The organism is Chryseobacterium sp. Bi04, from assembly GCF_918698085.1.
In the GTDB taxonomy this organism is placed as follows: domain Bacteria; phylum Bacteroidota; class Bacteroidia; order Flavobacteriales; family Weeksellaceae; genus Chryseobacterium.
The window spans coordinates 94,694-116,166 of sequence record NZ_CAKKLP010000006.1 but is presented as its reverse complement, the minus strand read 5'-3'; the positions used below and the strand labels follow the sequence as shown (position 1 = coordinate 116,166).

Annotated in this window: 9 protein-coding genes; all 9 read left to right on the top strand. The window is 36.8% G+C overall.

The window, feature by feature from the left end:
- Complete coding sequence (locus LQV47_RS11650) at nt 1-3,333, top strand: SusC/RagA family TonB-linked outer membrane protein (protein WP_230037031.1); 3,333 nt, start codon at nt 1-3, stop codon at nt 3,331-3,333.
- A 12-nt stretch (nt 3,334-3,345) separates the two neighbouring features.
- Entirely contained in the window at nt 3,346-4,665 is a 1,320-nt protein-coding gene (locus LQV47_RS11645) for a RagB/SusD family nutrient uptake outer membrane protein (RefSeq protein ID WP_230037029.1), read from the top strand.
- A 74-nt stretch (nt 4,666-4,739) separates the two neighbouring features.
- Entirely contained in the window at nt 4,740-5,501 is a 762-nt protein-coding gene (locus LQV47_RS11640) for a LytTR family DNA-binding domain-containing protein (RefSeq protein ID WP_230037027.1), read from the top strand.
- 102 nt (nt 5,502-5,603) lie between these two features.
- Nucleotides 5,604-7,061, top strand: coding sequence for a hypothetical protein (locus tag LQV47_RS11635; RefSeq protein WP_230037025.1), 1,458 nt, complete (start codon nt 5,604-5,606; stop codon nt 7,059-7,061).
- Nucleotides 7,062-7,402: 341 nt separating this feature from the next.
- Entirely contained in the window at nt 7,403-7,909 is a 507-nt protein-coding gene (locus LQV47_RS11630; RefSeq protein WP_230037023.1) for a M15 family metallopeptidase, read from the top strand.
- Nucleotides 7,910-8,238: 329 nt separating this feature from the next.
- Nucleotides 8,239-10,419 (top strand): hypothetical protein, encoded by a 2,181-nt coding sequence (locus LQV47_RS11625; RefSeq protein ID WP_230037021.1) that lies wholly within the window; start codon nt 8,239-8,241, stop codon nt 10,417-10,419.
- A complete protein-coding gene (locus LQV47_RS11620; RefSeq protein WP_230037019.1) occupies nt 10,419-13,655 on the top strand; it encodes a hypothetical protein in 3,237 nt (1,078 codons plus the stop codon). The genes LQV47_RS11625 and LQV47_RS11620 overlap by 1 nt, the downstream gene beginning before the upstream one ends.
- A gap of 2 nt (nt 13,656-13,657) precedes the next feature.
- Nucleotides 13,658-14,296: a hypothetical protein gene (locus LQV47_RS11615; RefSeq protein WP_230037017.1), complete on the top strand. Its 639-nt coding sequence runs from the start codon at nt 13,658-13,660 to the stop codon at nt 14,294-14,296.
- A 255-nt stretch (nt 14,297-14,551) separates the two neighbouring features.
- Nucleotides 14,552-21,469, top strand: a complete 6,918-nt coding sequence (locus tag LQV47_RS11610) for a hypothetical protein (protein WP_230037015.1) — start codon at nt 14,552-14,554, stop codon at nt 21,467-21,469.
- Nucleotides 21,470-21,473: the final 4 nt, after the last annotated feature.

Genomic DNA, 21,473 nt, shown 5'->3' with positions numbered 1-21,473 from the left:
ATGAAAAAAACTCTAATACTTTTACCTCTTTTAGCAGCTAATATCGCGTTAGCGCAACAAAAGAAAACCATCACCGGAAAGATAGAAGATGGAAACACATCTCAAATAATTAGCGGTGCATCTATAAAAATAGAAACACAATCTGTTTCTACAAAAACCGAGCTGGAAGGAGTTATTGAAAGTGTATCTGTAGGTACAGTAACCGATAAGGACGGAAAATTCATATTAGAAATCCCGGCAGACACTAAGTCTGTATCCGTAAGTTATCCTGGCTATGAATCCAGGATTATTCAGATCAATGAAGGACAGACTCATTATACAATAAGATTGGTCCCTGAGCTTTCTGACAAGAATAAAATACAGGAAGTCATCATTACAGGATATCAGAAAATTGAAAAACGCAAACAGACCTCAGCGGTTTCAACGGTTAAGATGGATAATATTAACCAGGCTGGTGTGGCAAGTATAGATCAGATGTTATCAGGACAAATTGCCGGAGTAGCTGTTACTCCGGAAACAGGAGCTCCGGGAAGTCCGGCAAAGATCAGAATCCGTGGAACAGCTTCACTTTCTGGTCCGCAGGATCCGCTATGGGTGATTGATGGTCTTCCATTGGAAGGAAATGATGTGCCTAACTTCACCGATAAGGATAATATCGATCAGCTCCAGAACTTCTCTATTGCAGGGTTGAACCCGAATGATATTGAAGATATTACCATTTTAAAAGATGCTGCGGCTACTGCTATTTATGGAGCAAGAGCAGCTAACGGGGTAATTTCCATTACTACGAAAAAAGGAAAAAAAGGAACCATGAGAGTGAATTTTTCAGCGGATACCTTTATTACATCCCGTCCGGACTTTGGTAAACTTAATCTTTTAAATGCCTCTGAGAAAGTTGACCTTGAACTGATGCTTGCTCAGCGTGCCGACCTAACATATCGTGCTGATAAAGGAGAGGTAATGAGGATTTTAACCAAAAACGGGCAGCTTGATGCTTTCAGAAATGGTGGTTTAGATGCGTTGAATGCACTGACGATTCAGCAGATTAACGGCTTAAGGAACAGCAATACCGATTGGGGAAAATTACTATATAGAAATGCGATCAACAGACAGTATGGAGTAAGTATTTCCGGAGGTAGTGACCGTTCAGATTATTATTTTTCCCTGGGATATTATGACGAGCAGGGAACAACTATTGGTACAGGCTTTAAACGTTATAACCTGACGTTAAAAAACAACTATAAATTAAGTGACAAATTAAATGCAGGAATCTCTATTTTCGGTACACAGAGTGAGCGTGAATCATTCATTACAGATGCTGATGCCAATATCAGCCCTGTCAACTATTCAAGAAATGCCAATCCTTATCTGACACCTTACAACGCAGATGGAAGCTACAGGTATGACAGGGATATCGATGGTTTTGATGACAGGTATATTCCTTTCAACTTCCTTGAAGAAAGAGAAAATACAAGTTACAACCTAAAAAACCATTCCCTAAAAGCGATATTGGATTTAGAGTATAAAGTAACCAAAAGCCTGAAATTTACTTCGCAGTTGGGAATTCAGTACGATACCAATGAAACGGAAAAATATGCGGCTCAGAATACTTACTTTACCAGAAAGATGAAAGAAGGAACCCGTTATTATAAAGATGGGGCATACCGTTATTTCTTGCCCGACGGAGCAGTAAAGCAAAACTGGGATAATGACTTTTTCCAATACAACTGGAAACTGCAGGGATCTTACAGCACGAAAATTAATTCCGTACATGAAATTGACTTGATGGCCGGAACGGAACTTCGTAAAACAGAAGATAATACAACCATTACAAGAGCATTTGGTTATGATCCTACCACAAGAAGAGCAACGGCAATTGTATTTCCAAGCTCCAGTTTCGCGGCAGAGAGAAAGTACGAAACCTATCGTGAAATGCCACCTGTAGAGAATGCTTATGCTTCAATGTTTGCTACAGCTTCATATACCTATGACCAGAAATATACTTTCTTTGGAAGTGTAAGATACGACGGTACCAACTTATTCGGGGTTAATAAAAAGTATAAATACCTTCCGATATGGGCTGTTTCAGGTTCATGGTTGGTATCAAAGGAGAACTTCATGAAGAATGTTAATGCTATCTCTAACTTTAGACTGAGAGCTTCCTATGGTCTGCAAGGAAATATTGACCGTAACACATCACCATTCTTTATTGGAGAATACAGTGATGCAACAATTCTTCCCGGATCAAAAGAAAATATCATAAATGTAATCAGTCCTCCGAATGATAAGCTTCGTTGGGAAAAAACAACCAATGTTAACTTCGGGCTTGATTTGGGCTTGTTCAAAAACCGTATCAACCTTACTGCTGATGTTTACAGCAGAAAAGGAACAGATATGATCAGTATGAAAGAAACACCGCTGGAAACCGGGTTCGAATATACGATGATGAACTGGGGAAGTCTGACGAATAAAGGTTTTGAATTGGCGCTATCTACCAGAAATATCGACAAAGAAAATTTCAAATGGAGTACCACGATTAACTTTGCCCACAACAAGAGCAGGGTACTGAGTGAGCAGCCTCGTGATAACGCTTTGCTTCCTTCAAGAGAAGGTCTTCCGGTGAATGCCGTTTTTGCTTTGAAAACAGCAGGAATGGATGAACAAGGAAACCCAATGTTCTGGAAAGGCAATGAAAAAATATCAGCTGCAGACTTCTTTAAATTATACGATGTCTATGCGGATTTCCTTCCGGGTCAGCTTGTAGATACCAAACTTTCCAATGCAGAATTAAGAAGTATGTTTACTTATATCGGAGACAGGGATCCGAAATTTACAGGAGGTATTATCAACACATTTAAAGTACATAATTTTGATCTTACTGTTTCTGCAACATTTAACCTGAAACAGACCGTAATGAGAACGCCTTCTTACCGTGGATCTGAGTTTGACAGAGGTAGAAATTATACCAGAGATATCTATGAAGTAGGAGGTTCACTTCCGGGAATTACAAGCCCTGATATGGAGGCTAATCCGAATGGATGGATGGCAAATAAATGGTTTACCGGTAACCGTTCCAATGCGTACAGCTTATTGGATGTATGGGCAAAAGAAATCAGCTATATAAGAATCAGCAGCATCCGTTTGGGATATACACTTCCTAAAGAGTTTACAGCTCCTATGGGAATCAGTGCATTGAGGCTGAGTGTTGAAGGGCGTAATTTATTTGTATTCAGTAACGGATATAAGGGATATTTTGATCCGGAAACCTATGGGAATATTTATGCACAGCCTATTACAAAGTCAGTTACAGTAGGATTTAATGTTTCTTTTTAAAACTTGAAAAAAATGAGAAAAATAACAACATTTATAGCACTGGCGGTAATCAGTTTTACCAGTATCGGGTGTGATAGATTTTTAGATATTCAGCCGGAAGGAAAAGTAATTCCAACCACAGTTGATGATTACAGGAAAGTACTTACGTCAGCCTATTCAAAATACCCTTCTCACAGAGCTCTTACAGCACTCCGCACCGATGAGGTGAATATTGATGAGAATACCAGCGATTTCATCTCTTACCGTGAGATTGCTATGTGGAAGGACTCCAATACAGATCAGGCAACTACTGAGTTTCCATGGGTGAGTTTTTATTCCGTGGTATTTTACCTGAATCAGATCATCAATGAAGGAAGCAAGACTGTGGCGGAGTCTCCTGAAAAACAGCAGATTTTAGCTGAAGCCTATGCATTGCGTGCCTATACCTATTTCGATATGGTTAATTTGTATGCTAAACCTTACAACAGTGCCACTGCTTCTACAGACAGAGGAATTCCTATCACCCTTGATATTGATCTTGAACAAGTATTGAAACCTTCTACTGTACAGGAAGTTTACAGTCAGGTTCATGCAGATATGGCAAAAGCTGAAGGCCTTATGGTAGAGCAGAAGCAGGCTACAGGCATCAATTACAGATTTTCTAAGGCTGCATTACTGGCACTTGAGGCAAGAACAGCTCTTTATGAAGGAGAATGGAATAAGGCTCTAAGTTATTCAGAGCAGGCATTGGCTATTAAAGGTGATATTAGCAATCTGAATACGGTAAATACGGCACCTAACCATTATGCTTCGCCGGAATCTATTCTGGCTCTGGATAACGCATTCAACAGCTCTGTGCAGAATTTATCCTTTGCATCTGCAGAACTTCTTTCAAAATATAACAGTACTACAGATAAAAGATTCGGACTATATTTTGAAAAGAGCGGAAATAAATATAAAGTGATCAAAGGAGGAAGCTCTGATTTCAGAGTATCTTTCAGAACATCCGAACTGTATTTTATAAAATCTGAAGCTTTGGTAAAGCTGAATAAACCTGATGAAGCCAAGCAGGAACTTCTTAAGGTTTTAAAAAACAGATACACCCCGGATGGATATGTTTCTGTTCAGAATCAGGTAGCACCAATGAACACTGCGGAATTCATGAATTTTATTCTGGATGAAAGATTCAGAGAATTTGCAGCAGAAGGACAGCGTTGGTTCGATTTAAGAAGAGCAAATCAGAAAAAAATAACCCATACAGTAAATGGGCAGGAATATATTCTTCAGCAGAATGATGTGAGATATACCATAGAATATCCGATGAGTGCGAAGAAAAATAATCCTAATTTATAATACATTCATATTAACACCCCTGAAACCGCCAGAGCTTAACCGTTCTAGCGGTTTTTTTGTACTTTTGTACCGTTATGAAAATTGCCATTATAGAAGATGAATTGCTGGCTGTTAATTATCTGAAAGACCTTTTGGATAAGCAGACTATAGTTCCTGTCACTGAGATAGTTATTCTTCGTTCCAAAAAACAGGCAATAGATTTCTTCGAACATAATGCTGCAGATCTTGTTTTTATGGATATTCATCTTGGTGACGGAATGAGCCTGGAAATCTTTGAACAGGTGGAGCTTTTTACCCCGATTATCTTCATAACGGCATTTGATGAGTATGCGATAAGAGTATTCAGACATTTCACCATTGATTATCTTTTAAAGCCTTTTGAAGAAGATGACCTACACAAAGCATTACAGAAATTTATCTCCATCAGGAATAATTTTGACCCGGAATCTACTTTAAAATCCATTTCTACCTTACATCAGGGAGGCTCCGAAATGATGAAACGTTTTATGGTAAGAGAAGGGAATAAGCTTAAATCCATAGATGAGCATCATACGGCCTATTTTTTTGCGTCGGGGAAATATCTTTTTTTAACGACAAAGGACCATCAAACCTATATTTACGATGATACTATTAAAGATATTATTCAAAAATTAAATCCCAATGTTTTCTTTAAAGTAAACCGTAAATTTATCATCAATAAAGAAGCAGTCACTGAAATTATCAAACATTCAAGCCAGAAAGTAGAGCTTAAGCTTTCCCCCGAACCTGAAGTGAATACTGAGGTTTTTATCAGCAAAATGCAGATCGCTGAATGCCTGAGCTGGCTGAACAGCTGACCTGCCTTATAAAGTATCTTCATCCATCCTAGATCCTTTCCATGATAAGGTGTCTTATTTTTTTGTATTTTCATCCTTCAATTAATTATTAACTATTGAATTATGAAAATATATCTATTAGCTACTCTATTATGTTCTTCTTTAGTACTCTCTCAAAAGATACAGCTGAAGAAAGACAAAATTCTGGTCAATGAAAAAGAAGCCGGAATTCTGAAGTCTCCTTACCGGGATCACTTTGAGTTTTATACCTTAGCTAATGAAAAAGTTTTTGATGCCGATCTCAAAGGGGTTACCCTGGCAAAGGACCAGTTTCTGTATTACCTGGATATGAAATCGGCAGACGGAAAGACCACCCAGATTCCGTATGAAGTATTAATCACCTCTTTTAAACCGGATAGAATTGTTGCCCATCAATTGGCTGTAAAATACCATCTCTTCGGTGAGAACGGTTTTGATAAAAATGAAGTGGAGAAATTCTTTGCTACACCGAGAGAAAATTTGGCGGATAAATACCTTACAGCAAAAACCAACAGCATTGCAGAAGATAATGAAAGAAAGAGCAGGCTTGACAATATCAGAAGTCTTTATAACCCAAGATTGGGATCAAAAGGTGAAATACTGATTAATAACGGAAATTATCCCGCTAAAATAATAGGCTATGCAAAAGGGTACAACTGTGCTGGATTTAATACTGCAGGCCCATGCCTGGAGGTAAGCGATCTGGATGGGATTAAGGTAGCTTCTATGTACCAGACACAGGGCATCAAAACATATACAGTAAGAACCTTTGATCATAATGAGTTTACTTTTACTGCCACAAGACCTTACGCTCAGTCGGATTATGCTTTTGTCAATGAGTTTATAGCCAATCTTTTTATCCAGGGCTATACACTGGAACATCAGGCGTATTATAAAAACCAGGAGCTTCAGCATGCAAAAGTGACAGATGCCGTCAACCGCAGTATCAATTTATATGATGTTCCGGGATACCTGGTGGAAAAATCAGGGAAGAAAACAGAAGGAGCGATCACCATCTGGTTTGAAATGCTGGATACCGAAAGAACCGGTCAAAAGCTTCCTGAAGGTGGTGCTGATCTCTTTGGGCAGCGGGTTACTTTAAAGAAACAACTGCCGGGAATGAGGAGTATGGCGACCAAAATCTATGATGCAGACTCCGGTGTACATTTTTGTGTGGCTGCCAATGGAAATGAAGAATGCTATTACGGACTGGATGTAAAAGGGGAGTTTATGAAGAAAATGCAGAACTACGGAAGCCTGCATGGTAATAATTCCTATTTCTACAGGCTGATAGCGAAGGAGAATAAAATCATGCTGCTTCAGGATCCTGTTGAAAGGCAGAAATATGTAATCAAAACAGACCTTCAGCCCAAAGGGCAGATGCTTGATAACAGATCAAACGATAAACTTTCAGAAAAGCTGGCTGATTATCTTAAAGATTGTAAAACAGTTTCTGATCAGTTGAAAAAAGAAAGCTTTGATCTTAAAAACGAACAAAACCTGATGCAGATTATTTCTGACTACAGTAAATGTAAGAAGTAACTGCATACCGATACCAAACAATTAAATCCGGCAATAGAATGAGAGCTCTATTGCCGGATTATTATTTATAGGGAAAACCATAAGATTTTAATTTTCTTTCAGAAAAAATTTAATGCGTCAAGTTTTGACGTTGAGGGGCTATACTTTTGTTTCAGAAATAAACAACAAGCTATAATGATGATACCACTTTTTATGAAAATGATTCACATGTCCGAAAATCAAAGATCATAACAAAATTTTCACATTTTTTTACCACAAAATATAACACGTCAGGTTTTGGCGTCAGCCTGAAATAGCTTTGCTTAAGAATCAAACACCAAATCACAAAATAATAATCATCCATGGATAAACCAAGTGAAAACAGAATAAGAAATCTCCATCCATTGGTAAGGAAAGAAGTCACAGAAATTGTAAAAGAATGTGATGAAGCCCTTACCGGGAGAGCAAGAGTGAGGATTACCCAGGGGTTAAGATCCTTTAAAGACCAAGATGCATTATATGCGCAGGGAAGAACAAAAGCCGGAAAAAAAGTCACCAATGCCAAAGCCGGACAAAGTATTCACAATTACGGATTAGCGGTAGATATCTGCCTGATTATCGACGGAAAAGTAGCAAGCTGGGACACTGCGAAAGACTGGGATAACGATGGCGTAGCCGACTGGTACGAATGTGTAAAGATCTTTGCAAAACACGGCTGGAGCTGGGGCGGAAACTGGAAAACCTTTAAAGACCTGCCACATTTTGAACGAAGCTCCATCTGGAAAGGCGGGCGAAAGATCAAAGCATCCTGGAGAAACTTACAAAATTTACCAAAAGATAAAGACGGATATGTAATTTTCACCCAATAATCCCGGGATTATTTTACAGTGAAAATCAATATTACAATCAACCGGAATGATTGTACGGGAAGAGGTTTGTCTTTACCGGAAAAAAATAAACCTCTTCTTATTGAACAGTAGAAAAAATCTGAAAAAAATCTGAATAATAGAACTATTGAAGCAGCTAAGATACATGAAGAAAAATCATATTGCCTTTTTAAGGAAACACTCCTTAAAAAGTAACCAGGCTTAGTATTCTTAAAGCCTAATTGACCCTAATGGTTCAGAATGCTTTTCAGTTTTTATGAGGCTGATCATTACCACCGTCTTATCTTTTATTAACACCAAAAATCACAAAAATGCCACAAAATATTCCATCGGGAAGCTTATCAACAGCTCCCGACAGCAAAGGGCTTAACGTACGGCCAGATCTGTTGCCGGAGTCTTTCTTCTTCCTGGAGAAAGGAAAGATTTTCTCGCAAGACCCGGCCGGAAAATTTGGAGCTAATGGGACTGTATTCAGGACCACCTCCAAAGTAAGCGTTACCGGCAAAGTATATACAATTTGTCAGGGACAGGTATTTTTACAACCTTGTGGAACAGATGCCACTAAAGTAAATGCGATCCTGAAGCCTTTTAATCAGCCGATTAAGGGACTTGCGATCAAATATATCGTGTACAGAGGCCTGAACAGATCAGATTTCTTTGGCTCTAACTTCGTTATTAATGACGGAACAGGAGTAACAGGCTTTGTAGACGTCATCAGAAAAGAATTTAAAGACCTGTATGCTATGCTGGGAATTACCCAGCCTGCGTTTACTGCTCAGCATATCGGGTATCCATCAGGAACTTCCCAGTCAGCAGATGACCTTATTGATGATTATTTCCTTAAGATTTCTAAAGTTCAAACTACCGGAACTACCACCACTGAAGTAGAGCCCAAAAAAGCTTTTGAACTGCCCATGATCCCAAGAGGAACCCATCTTGGAACTGCCACAGGAAGCATAGGAATTGATATCGTATTGAACGAAGGAGATTATACCGTAGCCAATGACCCCAATCCTTTTAAACTGAATCTGGCTTTTGCTCGAAGTGCTGACCATGTTTTAGATCAGGCAGCAGGTGCTACAGTTTTTAAAAAGAAACTCATCAGGGAAACAGCCACTCAGTTCCTTGATATTGCAGCCTTTTATGGTTTGCATACCCAGGGAAAAGGAAAGATTCATATGAGTGACAACTCTGTCCTGCAAACGGTAGAACAGATTGCCAGTCAGATTTCAGGCTTTAAAACAGCTGAGACTACCTATCTGTACATCCAGGGAAGCAGACAGAGATCCTATAATTTCTATGGAAATCAGAACCTGGAAGGAAGTGCCAACAATATTAAAATCGGACCAACAGCTGGCAACCTTTCCTTAGAGCAGTTTGAAGCAGGCTGGCCAGTAAAAGAGCTGGTTGCACAGCCATCATTGGTACTGCAGCTTACAACTGATAATAATGATGCCGCTGCCATGTACGTAAAACAAGGTGTTTTACACGCAGATACTCCCAATGAGGATTATTTTATCAGAGGTAAAAACTTATTGCAGGAAGAGGGAAATGGAGTCGATACCAATTTCACGAAGCCCATTACTTTCAGTTTAAATAAAACAAGTGCCAATAAAACAGTTGCTTCATTTGTACAGTTGATTTATGAAGGGAAAACAGTGAAAGTCACTTCTGAAACCCCTGGTCCAAATCCGGGAGATCCTGCTGTAAGCACAAGTTACGATTTGAAAGACATTGATGACATCTTTGGATTGATTAATGTGACTCCGAAAATTCAGTCTAAAGACGGAAATGAGCTTGCTTATGTTATTGATCAGAATTTATTGTTGATTGATTTTGAAAATAAAGCAGGAGGAAAAGACATTGCAACGGTGACCACCAAGAAAGTAGAGGATCTCATTATGAAAAATGATACGGAAAGTGTGAAAAGAGTTACTTATGAGACGTTGTTGAATAATATCCGCCAGAATGTAGGTGGCTTTTTTGAAAGTAGATCTGCTTATCAAGATAATAGTAATGGAGGAACAATTAATTATAGTGATAAAAGGAATAATTTCTATCAACCGGAAACCCCTTATTATTTGAAATCACGAGTATTTATGGATTTAGAAGGGCAGACTATAACAGGATTATCAATTGATTCTGAAAAGGGATATTTACCAAGTAAAAAAATATTAGGAATAACTAAAATAGAGAATGATTCATGTTTTAACATTATTAACAGTCAGAATCTTAATAATCCTAAATTTTATTTTACAAACCTCAGAGAAGATGAAAACAGTTATTATAACTCTCAGGAAGGGCTAAAATATAAAAAATATTTTCTACTTATCATAGGTGAGACCAATCTTGGAGAACTTAAAATAGTGTCTCCAGCAGAAAAAATATTTATAACAACTATAGATAATATGGTCTTTACTTCTGATGAATATGCAAAATGGACTCCAAAATCATTTAATACACAAAAATTAATACCTAGTACATATTTATAATGAAAGCATCAATTTTATATGGAAGTTATGATATATTGGGGAATGCCCTTGTTGTCAGAATAAATAATTTAGAGAGCACGGTTTATACTCTAGGAGGTTATTTAGTAGGTTTTACAAAAAATAATATTGATTATTATCATTTTCTTAAAGCGGATTTTAAAGCAGATGATAATAATAAAGCAAGTGCCGGATATTATTCTTTGCAAGATTGGTTGAAGTACTGGGCTGATGAGTTGGAACTAAATAAAATAAGGAAATTTGAAGATAAAACCAGTTTTGAATATGTTCAAGAAGGAGATACAATTATCGTTGAAAAGCAAAAGATTGATAGCTCCATGGCTAATTATAATATTACTGAGACTTATTCATATACCTGGAATTCTAAAGAACGTTTAATCCCTTTTACGAATGAGATTTATATTCCTAAGAATACTATTCCTTCAACTCAAATATATACATCAGAATCTCTTGCTACAAATTTTTTTAATAATTCAAAATCCCTTATTAATTTAGTCACAGGTGCTGAAAACAAGAAAAAGGTAACACAGTTTTTAGTTTATTCAGCGTTTTGTCTTAATCATATTAGTAAATCAATTTTACCATTGTTTTCGGATGCCACTTACCAATCTTATATTAATGAACAAAGAAATTATTGGACAAACCCTTTTGTAAATGCATCAAATCAAAGTGAGGTAGAAATTATTAATTTGGTTGATAGTTTTTATCAAGAAGTTGTCAATTTTTATGCAGTAGGTTTTAGATGTAAAGTTAAAATTGAAAAGGCGCAAGGAAATAAAAAGTTTTTTTACTTAACATTGTTCATGGGGGTTAAGGCTCTTACAACCTTAACTTCACCTTTAAAGATACAGGTATTGCTTTCCGCAAAAGAAGAGCTAGAAGTTTTCTTTGAACAGGAAGCTGTAGAAAATTTAATTGTTCGAATCACAAAATCATTTGATATAAATACTGTTGATCGGATTGACGCTTTTTTTGAAGGTTTATTAAGTTCAAATAATCAATCAGTAGATAGTGGGAAAACAAAAACACTCTATCAGTATATTTATGATAAGATGAGTACAAGCTTACTATTCACAAAAGGAGTGATTACTCTTTCTAATTGGGTAATGTCGACAAATTTCACTCCTACTGATACTAAAGGACAATTTGTACAGACCATATATTTATTATGGCAGTTTAGTAAATATTGTCCATATAATGAAGATGGCAGTATCAAACCAAATGTATTAGGTTTTAATAGAGTTGCGACAGAGGTGGTGACATTTGATAATAATATTCAGGGAATTTTTAAATACACACACAACTGTGCATACACTGCAAAAATAGATGTTGAAAATTCTAATAGCGAAAGGACTTTTTATAAATATTCAATATTGAATGAAAATTCTGCTCCTATTGTTATGCCTTATACCTCTGAAAAATATGTCAATGTTTTTTTTGATAATTTTAAGTTTGAATTCCAGAAAGATAAAATATTAGCAAAAGAATTATTAATAACATACGGAAAACAAGTCACATCAATGATTGGAACTTCATCAGGTCCTATTGGAACTGAGGTTCTATATGGTAAGTATGATATACTTCAACCAGTTACACTTTTAAATTCTGATGTAGATTCGGCAGTACCTGTATATTCTACTCAGGGACAAATCTTTGATGTAAGTGGTAAGAAAATTAATTCTTTTATTCCGCTTTTTGTTTTACTTTATATTGCAGAAACTAATGAGAGAAATAATTCTGAAACATTGATTGGCTATGCCTTAGATGTTCCTTTAACTATAACTGGAGTTGGTGGTCTAACAAAACTAAGACACTTACGATGGGCAGCAGCAGGTGCAGATACCATTGGATTAGTGAGCTTACAGGGATTAAGTTTAGTAATTGATGGACTTACCTTTACATCACAAGTACTTACCTATATTAGCCTTATTGTTGGAGACTGTAATAATCAAGATGAATTCTGTAAAACATTTAAGATTTTTTCAGATAGGCTTAATATTGTGTGTTTATCACTTAATGGAGGTAGAATGGCAGGAATTGGTATGACAAGCCTTACAAGGCAGGCATCAAGAGTAATTTCGAAGGTTGCTGCAGGAGCTACAGACGAAACGATTATCAGGGCAAATTTACGAGCCAAACTGATTTTAATGAACGCTACTGCTACTGCAGAAACAGTTGATAAAACAGTTGATAATATTTATAATTTATATGTAAGAAGTAATAATCTGTATACGAATCCTCTAGGGCCTGCATTATCTCTTACTTTTGTTACATATAAATTTGCTAAACTGATATTTGATAAAATTGTAAATGTTCTGATAAAACAACAAAACAATTTATATAATATATCTGATACTATTCCTGTAGGAGGGGTTGTGAAATATCCACCTAGATTTTCAATATATAAATATGAAGAATTAGCAACTGGCGGATGGAAGAAACTATCGCAAACAGTTCATACAGAGGCAGAAATTTGTGAAATAATTCGTATAGGAAAACAGTATGGATTTAGTGATGAATTAACCACCCATTTTTTATTAAAAAGTTTAAGGGTTCAGAAAAATAAGACCTGGGTGCAAGTTACTGGATTTATGGAGAGATATGAGAATTTTAGAACAACCAGAAATTTTGTACCTTATTCATTTACTTCTGCAATTCATCTTGAAAGTTTTAATAATCATCTTCGTAGTATATTAACAAAATATGGGCTAGAAAAATATCTAGATGAATATCAAATATCAGGTTCCTCATTATATCAGAATCAAGTTCCAGATTTAGATTTGTGTTCTTATATTAAAAAGTCTAAGTTTTGGGATGCCTATGCAGAAAGTGCAGAGTTATTTTATAAAAATATGGGTAGAGCCAATGGTCCTAATGCCTTGAAAAAACAAGATATACTGTATGCATATTTTAAAAAGTATGTTGAAGCAAGAAAAGAATTTGCAAAAACAAACCCAAATATAACTCCAAGACAAATTGTTGAAAATTTAGAAAATCTAGATCAACTGTCAGCAAAGGGTATTATAAGAATTGAAAATGGTAAAATAATTTCTTTAGCTGATGAGTTATATGATATGAAATTCTTATCTGAAGACATAAAACCTAAACTATATAAACCAGACAAAGTTGATAATTGGGGTGGAATAGATTTTAATATATTTATAAATGCAAATAATGGAAGAAGATTAAATCCGGATTTAACAATTAAAATAAATTGATTATGAGTATAGAATATAAGAATGATAATTTCAAAATTATAACAGAACAACAATTTAAGCAGAATTTTTCTGGATATAAAGATAATATTGTTAACAATATTATTAAAACCAGAGAGAGATATTTAGATGGTAATATTTTTGCCTTGCATTATTACAAAAATATAAATGAAATTGATAGTCAAATTGTAGAGCAACATAAAAACCTTCCTAATTTAGAAGTGCTAAGTATTCGAGAAAGAGAAGCATATGGTGAATTTTGGATTGATAAAATAAAATATTTTGATTTAGAAGCAAATCAATTTTCGCAATTAATAGTTAGAGAGTTATATAATAATAATGGACAAATTATTGCTTGGGAATGTACAGATCCTTCTTTGCCATCAAGTAATGAACACCATTATGAACTGACAAAATCATACTATAAAACAACTGATGGATTTTATGGAGAATATTTTGATTCTCATTATAAATCAGGTGTTTTTTCAGATATTGAATATTTTTCTAATGGTATAAATACTGATGACCAAGATGTTGAAAGAGGAATTTATGGTGTTTATGCCGAACAATTGATGATTAGAATGAATATCCCACAGAAGATGAGAGCTTGGTATGTAAATAATCAATTCTTACCAGAACTATAATTATTTAGGAAAAACAGTTTCGTCATACTATAAACTACTTTATGCCAATATTTAATTGACATAAAGTATTACGGAGCCTATCCTTCTTATTTTATAGGGATAAAAAATAAATAATTATAGTGTTCTGATAAGTTGGCAGATCGTCAATACACATGAAACATTACACCACCACGGGAATTAAGTAAACCCTACTTAATAAGGCTTTTGTTTGCCTAAACGGAAGCCTTCCACTCACCCAAACACAAAATTATTTTTATGTCAAATCAAACACCGGTAACACACAGGTATTACCCGAGGTTATCCTCTGTGATTACAAAAGACGACATCCCGGATATTCTGGGATTCATAAAAGATGGGGTGACCAACCTCCTCGACAAAATCTACTATAAAGATTTACAGTATAGTAAAGGGCCGAAAGGAGATTCGGCTTTTTACAGCTTATCTATCGTTTCGAAAAGAATCGATATCGAAATTCCCGGAACAGGAATCGCTTTGGTTCTGAATCCGGATCTTGAAAACAATGATTCCAAAATTTCTGCATTTCCTATCACGGTTGAATACCAATGGAAGATCCTGGCGTATTTACGCTATTTCAGCTTAGGAAACTTTTCCTTTGAACCTCAACAGATCTTCGAGGTAGCGCTTAGAGTGCTCAACGTAACGGAAGAACAGGCGATTGCCCATTTCGTCAATACCTTTGTAAGTCCTACGGATCAGAATATTACTCCCCTGATGCAGTTTGTGAAGGATATTAATGCTTCGCAGAATTTGGGGCTTACATTACCATCGGATGCTACGACGGTTACAGAAGTCGTACAGGATATTTTTAATAAATCGGCCGGAAAATATGCCTCATTAGTTGGTTTTGCAACGTATCTTTTAACCAATGACCTTCAGGAAACAGGAAATAAAGTAAAAATATTCTTTAAATCCCTGCTTCCGCAAGATATTGATGAGTTCATTAAAGAAGTAGTGCTTCCGAAATTTAAAGCAACACTGATGTTGTCTGCAGCAATTGAATTTCCAAGAAATATTTTAACACCCGTTTATCCACGTGGTCATGCCAATGAATTAGATCCTATTCCGGAAAATACCCCCGGATATGCGAACAAAGTAACCTTGAAATTCGGGGAAGCTGTATTTTATGCGGATACGGAAAGAGGTTTCGGATATAATATGGATCTGGCATTGAGTACCAGTACGCCTGCACAGATTGGAAATACAGGTTTTGCCATCGATATTCACAACCTGAAAATCGACCTTAGTAAAAAGGAAAATATTGCAGAAGCAGATGCTGACGGAAGACCGAAAGAATTCATGGGAGTTTACATGGAGTATACGGAAATTTTTCTTCCTAAAAAATGGTTTGAAAAACAGCAGACCGGACAGACCATCGGGATCTCTGCCAACCATTTACTGATTGGAACAGGAGGATTATCCGGAAATATTGCCATCCGTCCTACGTACAGTACAAAGACTGTAGGAAATACCACTGAAGTAGTTGATTATTTCGGAGATTTCTTCTCTTTGGATTATAATGGTCTATCCGTAAAATCCATGGATGGAACCTCAACCCAGCAGATTAGTGGTAAGCCTCAGTTGCTTGCTTATATTAATGGACTAAGTTCTCCTTCAGAGCTGAAATTTATGTATCCTCTCAAATTGACGACTATCACCGGAGAATACAGAACTTTTAATAAAGAAGAGGAATATTATCAGTTTATCAGCACCCTGAAAATCCAGGATCTTGCTGATATTAAAAAACAGACATTATGGTTTAAATTAGGGAAAGATCCCGAAAAAGCATGGGAATTAGGATTCAGTAACTTTGATATTGACTTCCATCAGGGACAGGTAGTACATTCCTCCTTGAAGGCCGCCTTAAAGATCAAAAAGTTTAAAGGTTATGATGGAGAGTCTGACTTAATCATTGCAGTAGACGGAGAATGGGAAAGTAAAGAAAACTTTAAGCTTTCTGCAGCATTCCTTCCAAGTGGCCTGAAAATGAACCTGTTTAAGCTGCTTATCTTTAATCTGCAAAGAATAGAAATTGGTAAGAAAGATGATAACTTCTATATTGAAGCGGATACTAAGATTACTTTCCCTCAAGGTTCATTTGGAGAAAAGCTGTTAGGAGAAGAAGGAATTGATCTGCCGGCTATCCGTTATTACGCCAATGGTAAATTTGAAATTGCCGGCGGAAGTTCTATTATTCCAATCAATATCCATCTGAATTTAGGACCGGTACGTATGGCCGTTACAGCCATCCATATGGGGACCATACAGCGAATGTATAAGGACAAAATGCGTACCTATAATTATATTGGATTTGATGGAGGTATCAATATCAACCCATTAGGCCTTGATGTAAGAGGAAATGGTGTTAAATATTATTATACTGCCGATAATGATGAAATGGTTGAAAAATACGGAGGAACAGAAGAATCATATAAAGATTCTTATTTCCATATTTCAACCCTTGAAGTAGACCTTGTAATTCCGGGATCGGCAAGTGCAAGTGCTGCAGTAGCTATTATCAAGGGGGCGCTTACCATTCCTGAGCCGGGTGTTTCTACAGAATACAGAGGAAAGGTTTCTCTTCAGCTGCCGAAAATGAATATTTCCGGTTCTGCAGAAATGGCTTTCGACCCCAAATATCCGGGATTCCTGGTAGACGCAAGCGTTGAACTTCCGTTTGTCATTCCATTAGGTTCATTTGGTATTTTCGGATTCAGAGGATTAATAGGATACCGATATATTGCCCATAAGGAGGCGATTGGAATGACAGAAAATGATACCTGGTACGATTATTATGTACATCCGCAGCGAGGAATCAACACGGATAAATTTATCGGACCACAGCATACTCAGCAATATACTGCTCCATTCTCCTTTGGTGCAGGGGCTTCCCTGGCTACCTTAGACGGACGTCTTGCCTCGCTACGTGCAATGGTATTGCTTTCAGTACCAAGTATGTTCGCTATTGATGCCGGATTAACGATCATCAGTGAACGTCTCGGTCTTACCGAAGATGACCCTAAAGTTCCGCCATTCTATGCATTCGTTATCGTAGGGGACAATTCACTGGAAATTGGAGCAGGAGGTAACTTCCAGCTTAACAAAAATAACGGATCATTTATTGATATTAAGGCCGAAGTTCAGATGGGCTTCTTCTTTAAGAATCAAAGACCATGGTATGTCAATTTCGGAACAAGGGATAAACCGATCAGAGCCAGCCTGTTTAAAGATTCAGTGAATATCAAGGCAGAATCTTATCTGATGATTGCAGCCAAAGGAATTGAAGCCGGCGCAAGGGTAGATTTTAACCTGAACCTGATCATTGTAAAAGTTTTTGCGGCTATTGAAGTAGGAGCTCATATCAGTTTCGAAAGACCTCAGGTAGGAGGATATATTTATGTGGAAGGTGGAGCAGAGATCAACCTTTACATTATAAGTGTTGCCCTATTTATTTCGATCTATTTCAGAGTAGAACTTATACTTCCATTCCTGATCCTGGCCGAACTTAAATTCGAACTCAAGATCAAGCTGGCGATCTTTAAAATTAAACTTAAAGTTCATTTAAGCATCAAATGGGAGAAAGATAAAAATGTAGATACCAGCGCAGTACCCCCTCTTACTTACAAATCAGATAATCCGGAAATTGATTATCCGAAAGAAGAGCGATTGAAAAATGCTGTGAAAGGGGTTCATATGTTGACCAACGAGACATTTGACCTTCCTGTCGTTCAGATTTTCAATGCACCGGAACCATCCATTAAAGATGATGATAAGCTGCCAACAATCCCATTGGATACCTATATTGATATTAAAATTGAAAAAGGGCTTATTCCAACGCCGGTTGCAGGTGAGAAAATTGGAGGCCACACCAGCGGAGCAACTGAATTTACAGATCTTATTCCCCCTCAGAAAACCCAGCCGGGAGGGCATGTACTGCGCCAGGTGAAACACCAGTATTCCATTGAAGATGTAGAGATTAAGATTCTAAATACACAAGGGAATGGATGGAATAAATATAATCCTTACAGAGCAGTGCTTACTGATGCTGAAGCAAACAGCATCGCTAATATTGATAAATTCAAATTAGGATTCTGGCAGAAAACCAATGATAAGTATGACACGATCAGAATTTTGGCGTCTACACCATTCTCATTCTTAGATTCTGCACAACCGGGATGGTTTATTCCTGAACAGTACGGAATTACGGCTTCTTCATTATTCTGTACACAAACTGAAGATGTATGGCATGAGTCTAATGTATTGGATAAAACAGTAGGAACGGTGTATTACCAGCCGGCAGGATCGCCGTATAACTTCATTAATGGAGCTTATTATAATCTCTTAGGAACCGTATCAGACGCTACGGATTATATGATGGTTTCTAATGCTTCCAATCCTCATAATCATCCGAAGTCATTGAAGATCACCAATGGAAATACAATGGTTGTTCTTCTTCCGGAAGCCTCTGCTAAAGTAAAATTACTACTTTCTACAATGGCAAGTACGGTTACGATCAGGTATTATAAAGACGTATTCTCTAATGCCATTTACCAGAACTATGCTATAATTGATGAGGTAACGAAGACAAAAGCAGAATTAGGAGCAGAGCTGATGTACGATGCAGTTAATTTCGGGGGACAGTATGTAAGCAAGATTGAAATTATTCCATACAACGCCAATCAGCAGGAAATTGATGATATCAATGCACAAATAGATCTTATTTGGGCTAATGCCACAGCAAATACTACAGGTGAAGTATCCACAGTAGTTCTTTCTCCAACGCAACAGGCTGAATATGATGAGCTTATTGAGATACTGAAAGAATTGAAAGCCGGAGGATGTACCACTGGTCAATGCAATGAGCTTGACTTTGATGTGATGCATGTAGAAGATGGCTATAATGGTGCTTTCGGGAATGGACTTGTGAATTTTAGCATGTCCAATATATCAAATGGCTGGGCAGATTATGATACCCAGTATAGAACGATAACATCAGGAAATACTCCACCATTTGTTGACTTCAATACCCATTCTGTGATCTTCCTGTATTTACCGGATAGCCCTGTTGCTCAATTTATCAAACATAATAGTGTTGTCTCAAAAATTACAGACAAGGCCGATGGCATTGATGTCTGCTATTCAAGTGAGTATCCGAAAGAAAAAATCAATAAAGCGGTCATTATCAAGGTTAATAAGACCACTCAGAAGCCTCTTAATCTGAAGTTTACTCCTGATTGCGGATGTGATGAAAAACCGGAGCCTTGTACAAAAGATGTGAAACTTTGTGATTTCCTTACCGGGCTTATGTATAATCTTAACCAATGTATTGTTTATTATGGGGTTGATGATGTTACTCAATTGAGATATAACCTGAAGTGTTTTCAAATATATATGGAAGCCATCTACAGCTTTGATAAAGAGTTCCCACAATATAACCTGGTTCAGGGTATTGGATATGTAAGAGAACTTTTAAAGAAACTGGCCGACTATCTGAATACTGAAGGATCCACAATATTCGGAGCACTGCAGTTAACAAAAGAAATTAATGATGTCATCTTTAAACTTGGAAATTGCGGATGTAATGATGATAGTGATGGAAATGGAAATGCAGTTACCCAGTGCTATACTTTATTCCACAGAGTAAACTGGATGACCGTTACAGACTACGAATATCAGCAGACGATACCATCACAAGATGCTGTAACAGGTGACATGCAGCTGATGCAGGAAGCGATGAGTAAAGTGATACAGCCGGTTTGGAGACCCAACAGTGTTTACTATATCAATCTCAAACTGAAAGATAATGTGAATGGAGATACACCACACATCATTGATTATTATTTTGCCTTTAAAACGGCCGGGCCTATCGGGCACTTTGAAAAGAAAAATGAGAAATATATCGAATACCTTAAAGATGACAATGGAAATCTGACCGATAAGAAGAAAAATATAGATGAATATCCGATTACCTCTCTGAAGTCATATATCGATATGAAGAAATCATATCCGAATGCAGACGGAGATCTTTTAATGTCAAAACCATTATTCTATGGTAATGAGCAGTGTAAAATAGAATTCTTCTTTACCAAGCCTTATATCTATCATATGCTTAAGACATGGGAAGCTCATAATGTAATGGATGTTAAAAAGATCACAGGAAGTATTAATATTGCGATTAAAGATCCTGTAACTAATGTTAGTATTCCATATCCTTTACCTCAGGACTGGGTGTCTCAGGAAACAATACCGGTAACTCAGGAAAGCTGGGCTGAAGATGATCCAAATTTACCATTGGGAATTCAGCAGATGCTTAATTATGTGAATCATGTTAACCAAGGGAATACGGGCATGGCCTGTAGCATTGATCTTGGAGACCCTGTGGTGCCAAAATCATATAAATACTCGGTTGAGCTCACGAATCTGAATCCGGAAAAACTATATACCGCTATTGTATACAATGCCTTTGACGATGACGGAGATGGACATTATAAACCACAGATTACACCGGTTCCGGGAAAACCTGATAAAGTATATGAAGAAAACCAAAAGATCCATGAGTTTGTATTCAGAACTTCAAGATATAAAGACTTTAAAGAACAGGTAGAAAGCTACAAGCTGAAAGAATACGATGATAAAAATGTGGTGATAGCACAAAAAGAGGCGATATACGAAGTGAAAGCTGATCTTAAACAACAGCAGCTTAATGACCTCTATATTTTGGCTTCAGAAGGTATTGAAAATCCTTATTTAAAGGGACTTGCCAATACCTATTCAGAAGTATTTGACCGTGCATTTGAAGGTGTGATGGGATTAAAACCATTAAATCCACCTACCCATACAGAATTTGTTAAGATCATCAACACCAATAATGATGTGGCCGCCTTGCTGATTAGAAACCCGGAACCGTTCAATGATCCGAAAATTCCATTGGGTGATATGGCAGACTGCTTTAAGGTTCTTAATGCTGTAGGTGAACATAATAAAGATTTCCAAATCATATATGCTAAAGACTATTCTCAGATTTTAGTTATGCATAAGAGCAATAAGATCAAAGATTCAAAATTAAAACTGGAATTCACTTATAAATCTTGGGACGGATCAGCATATACTAAAAGATCTACAGTAACAATCAACGAATTACAACTAAACAACTAATTAA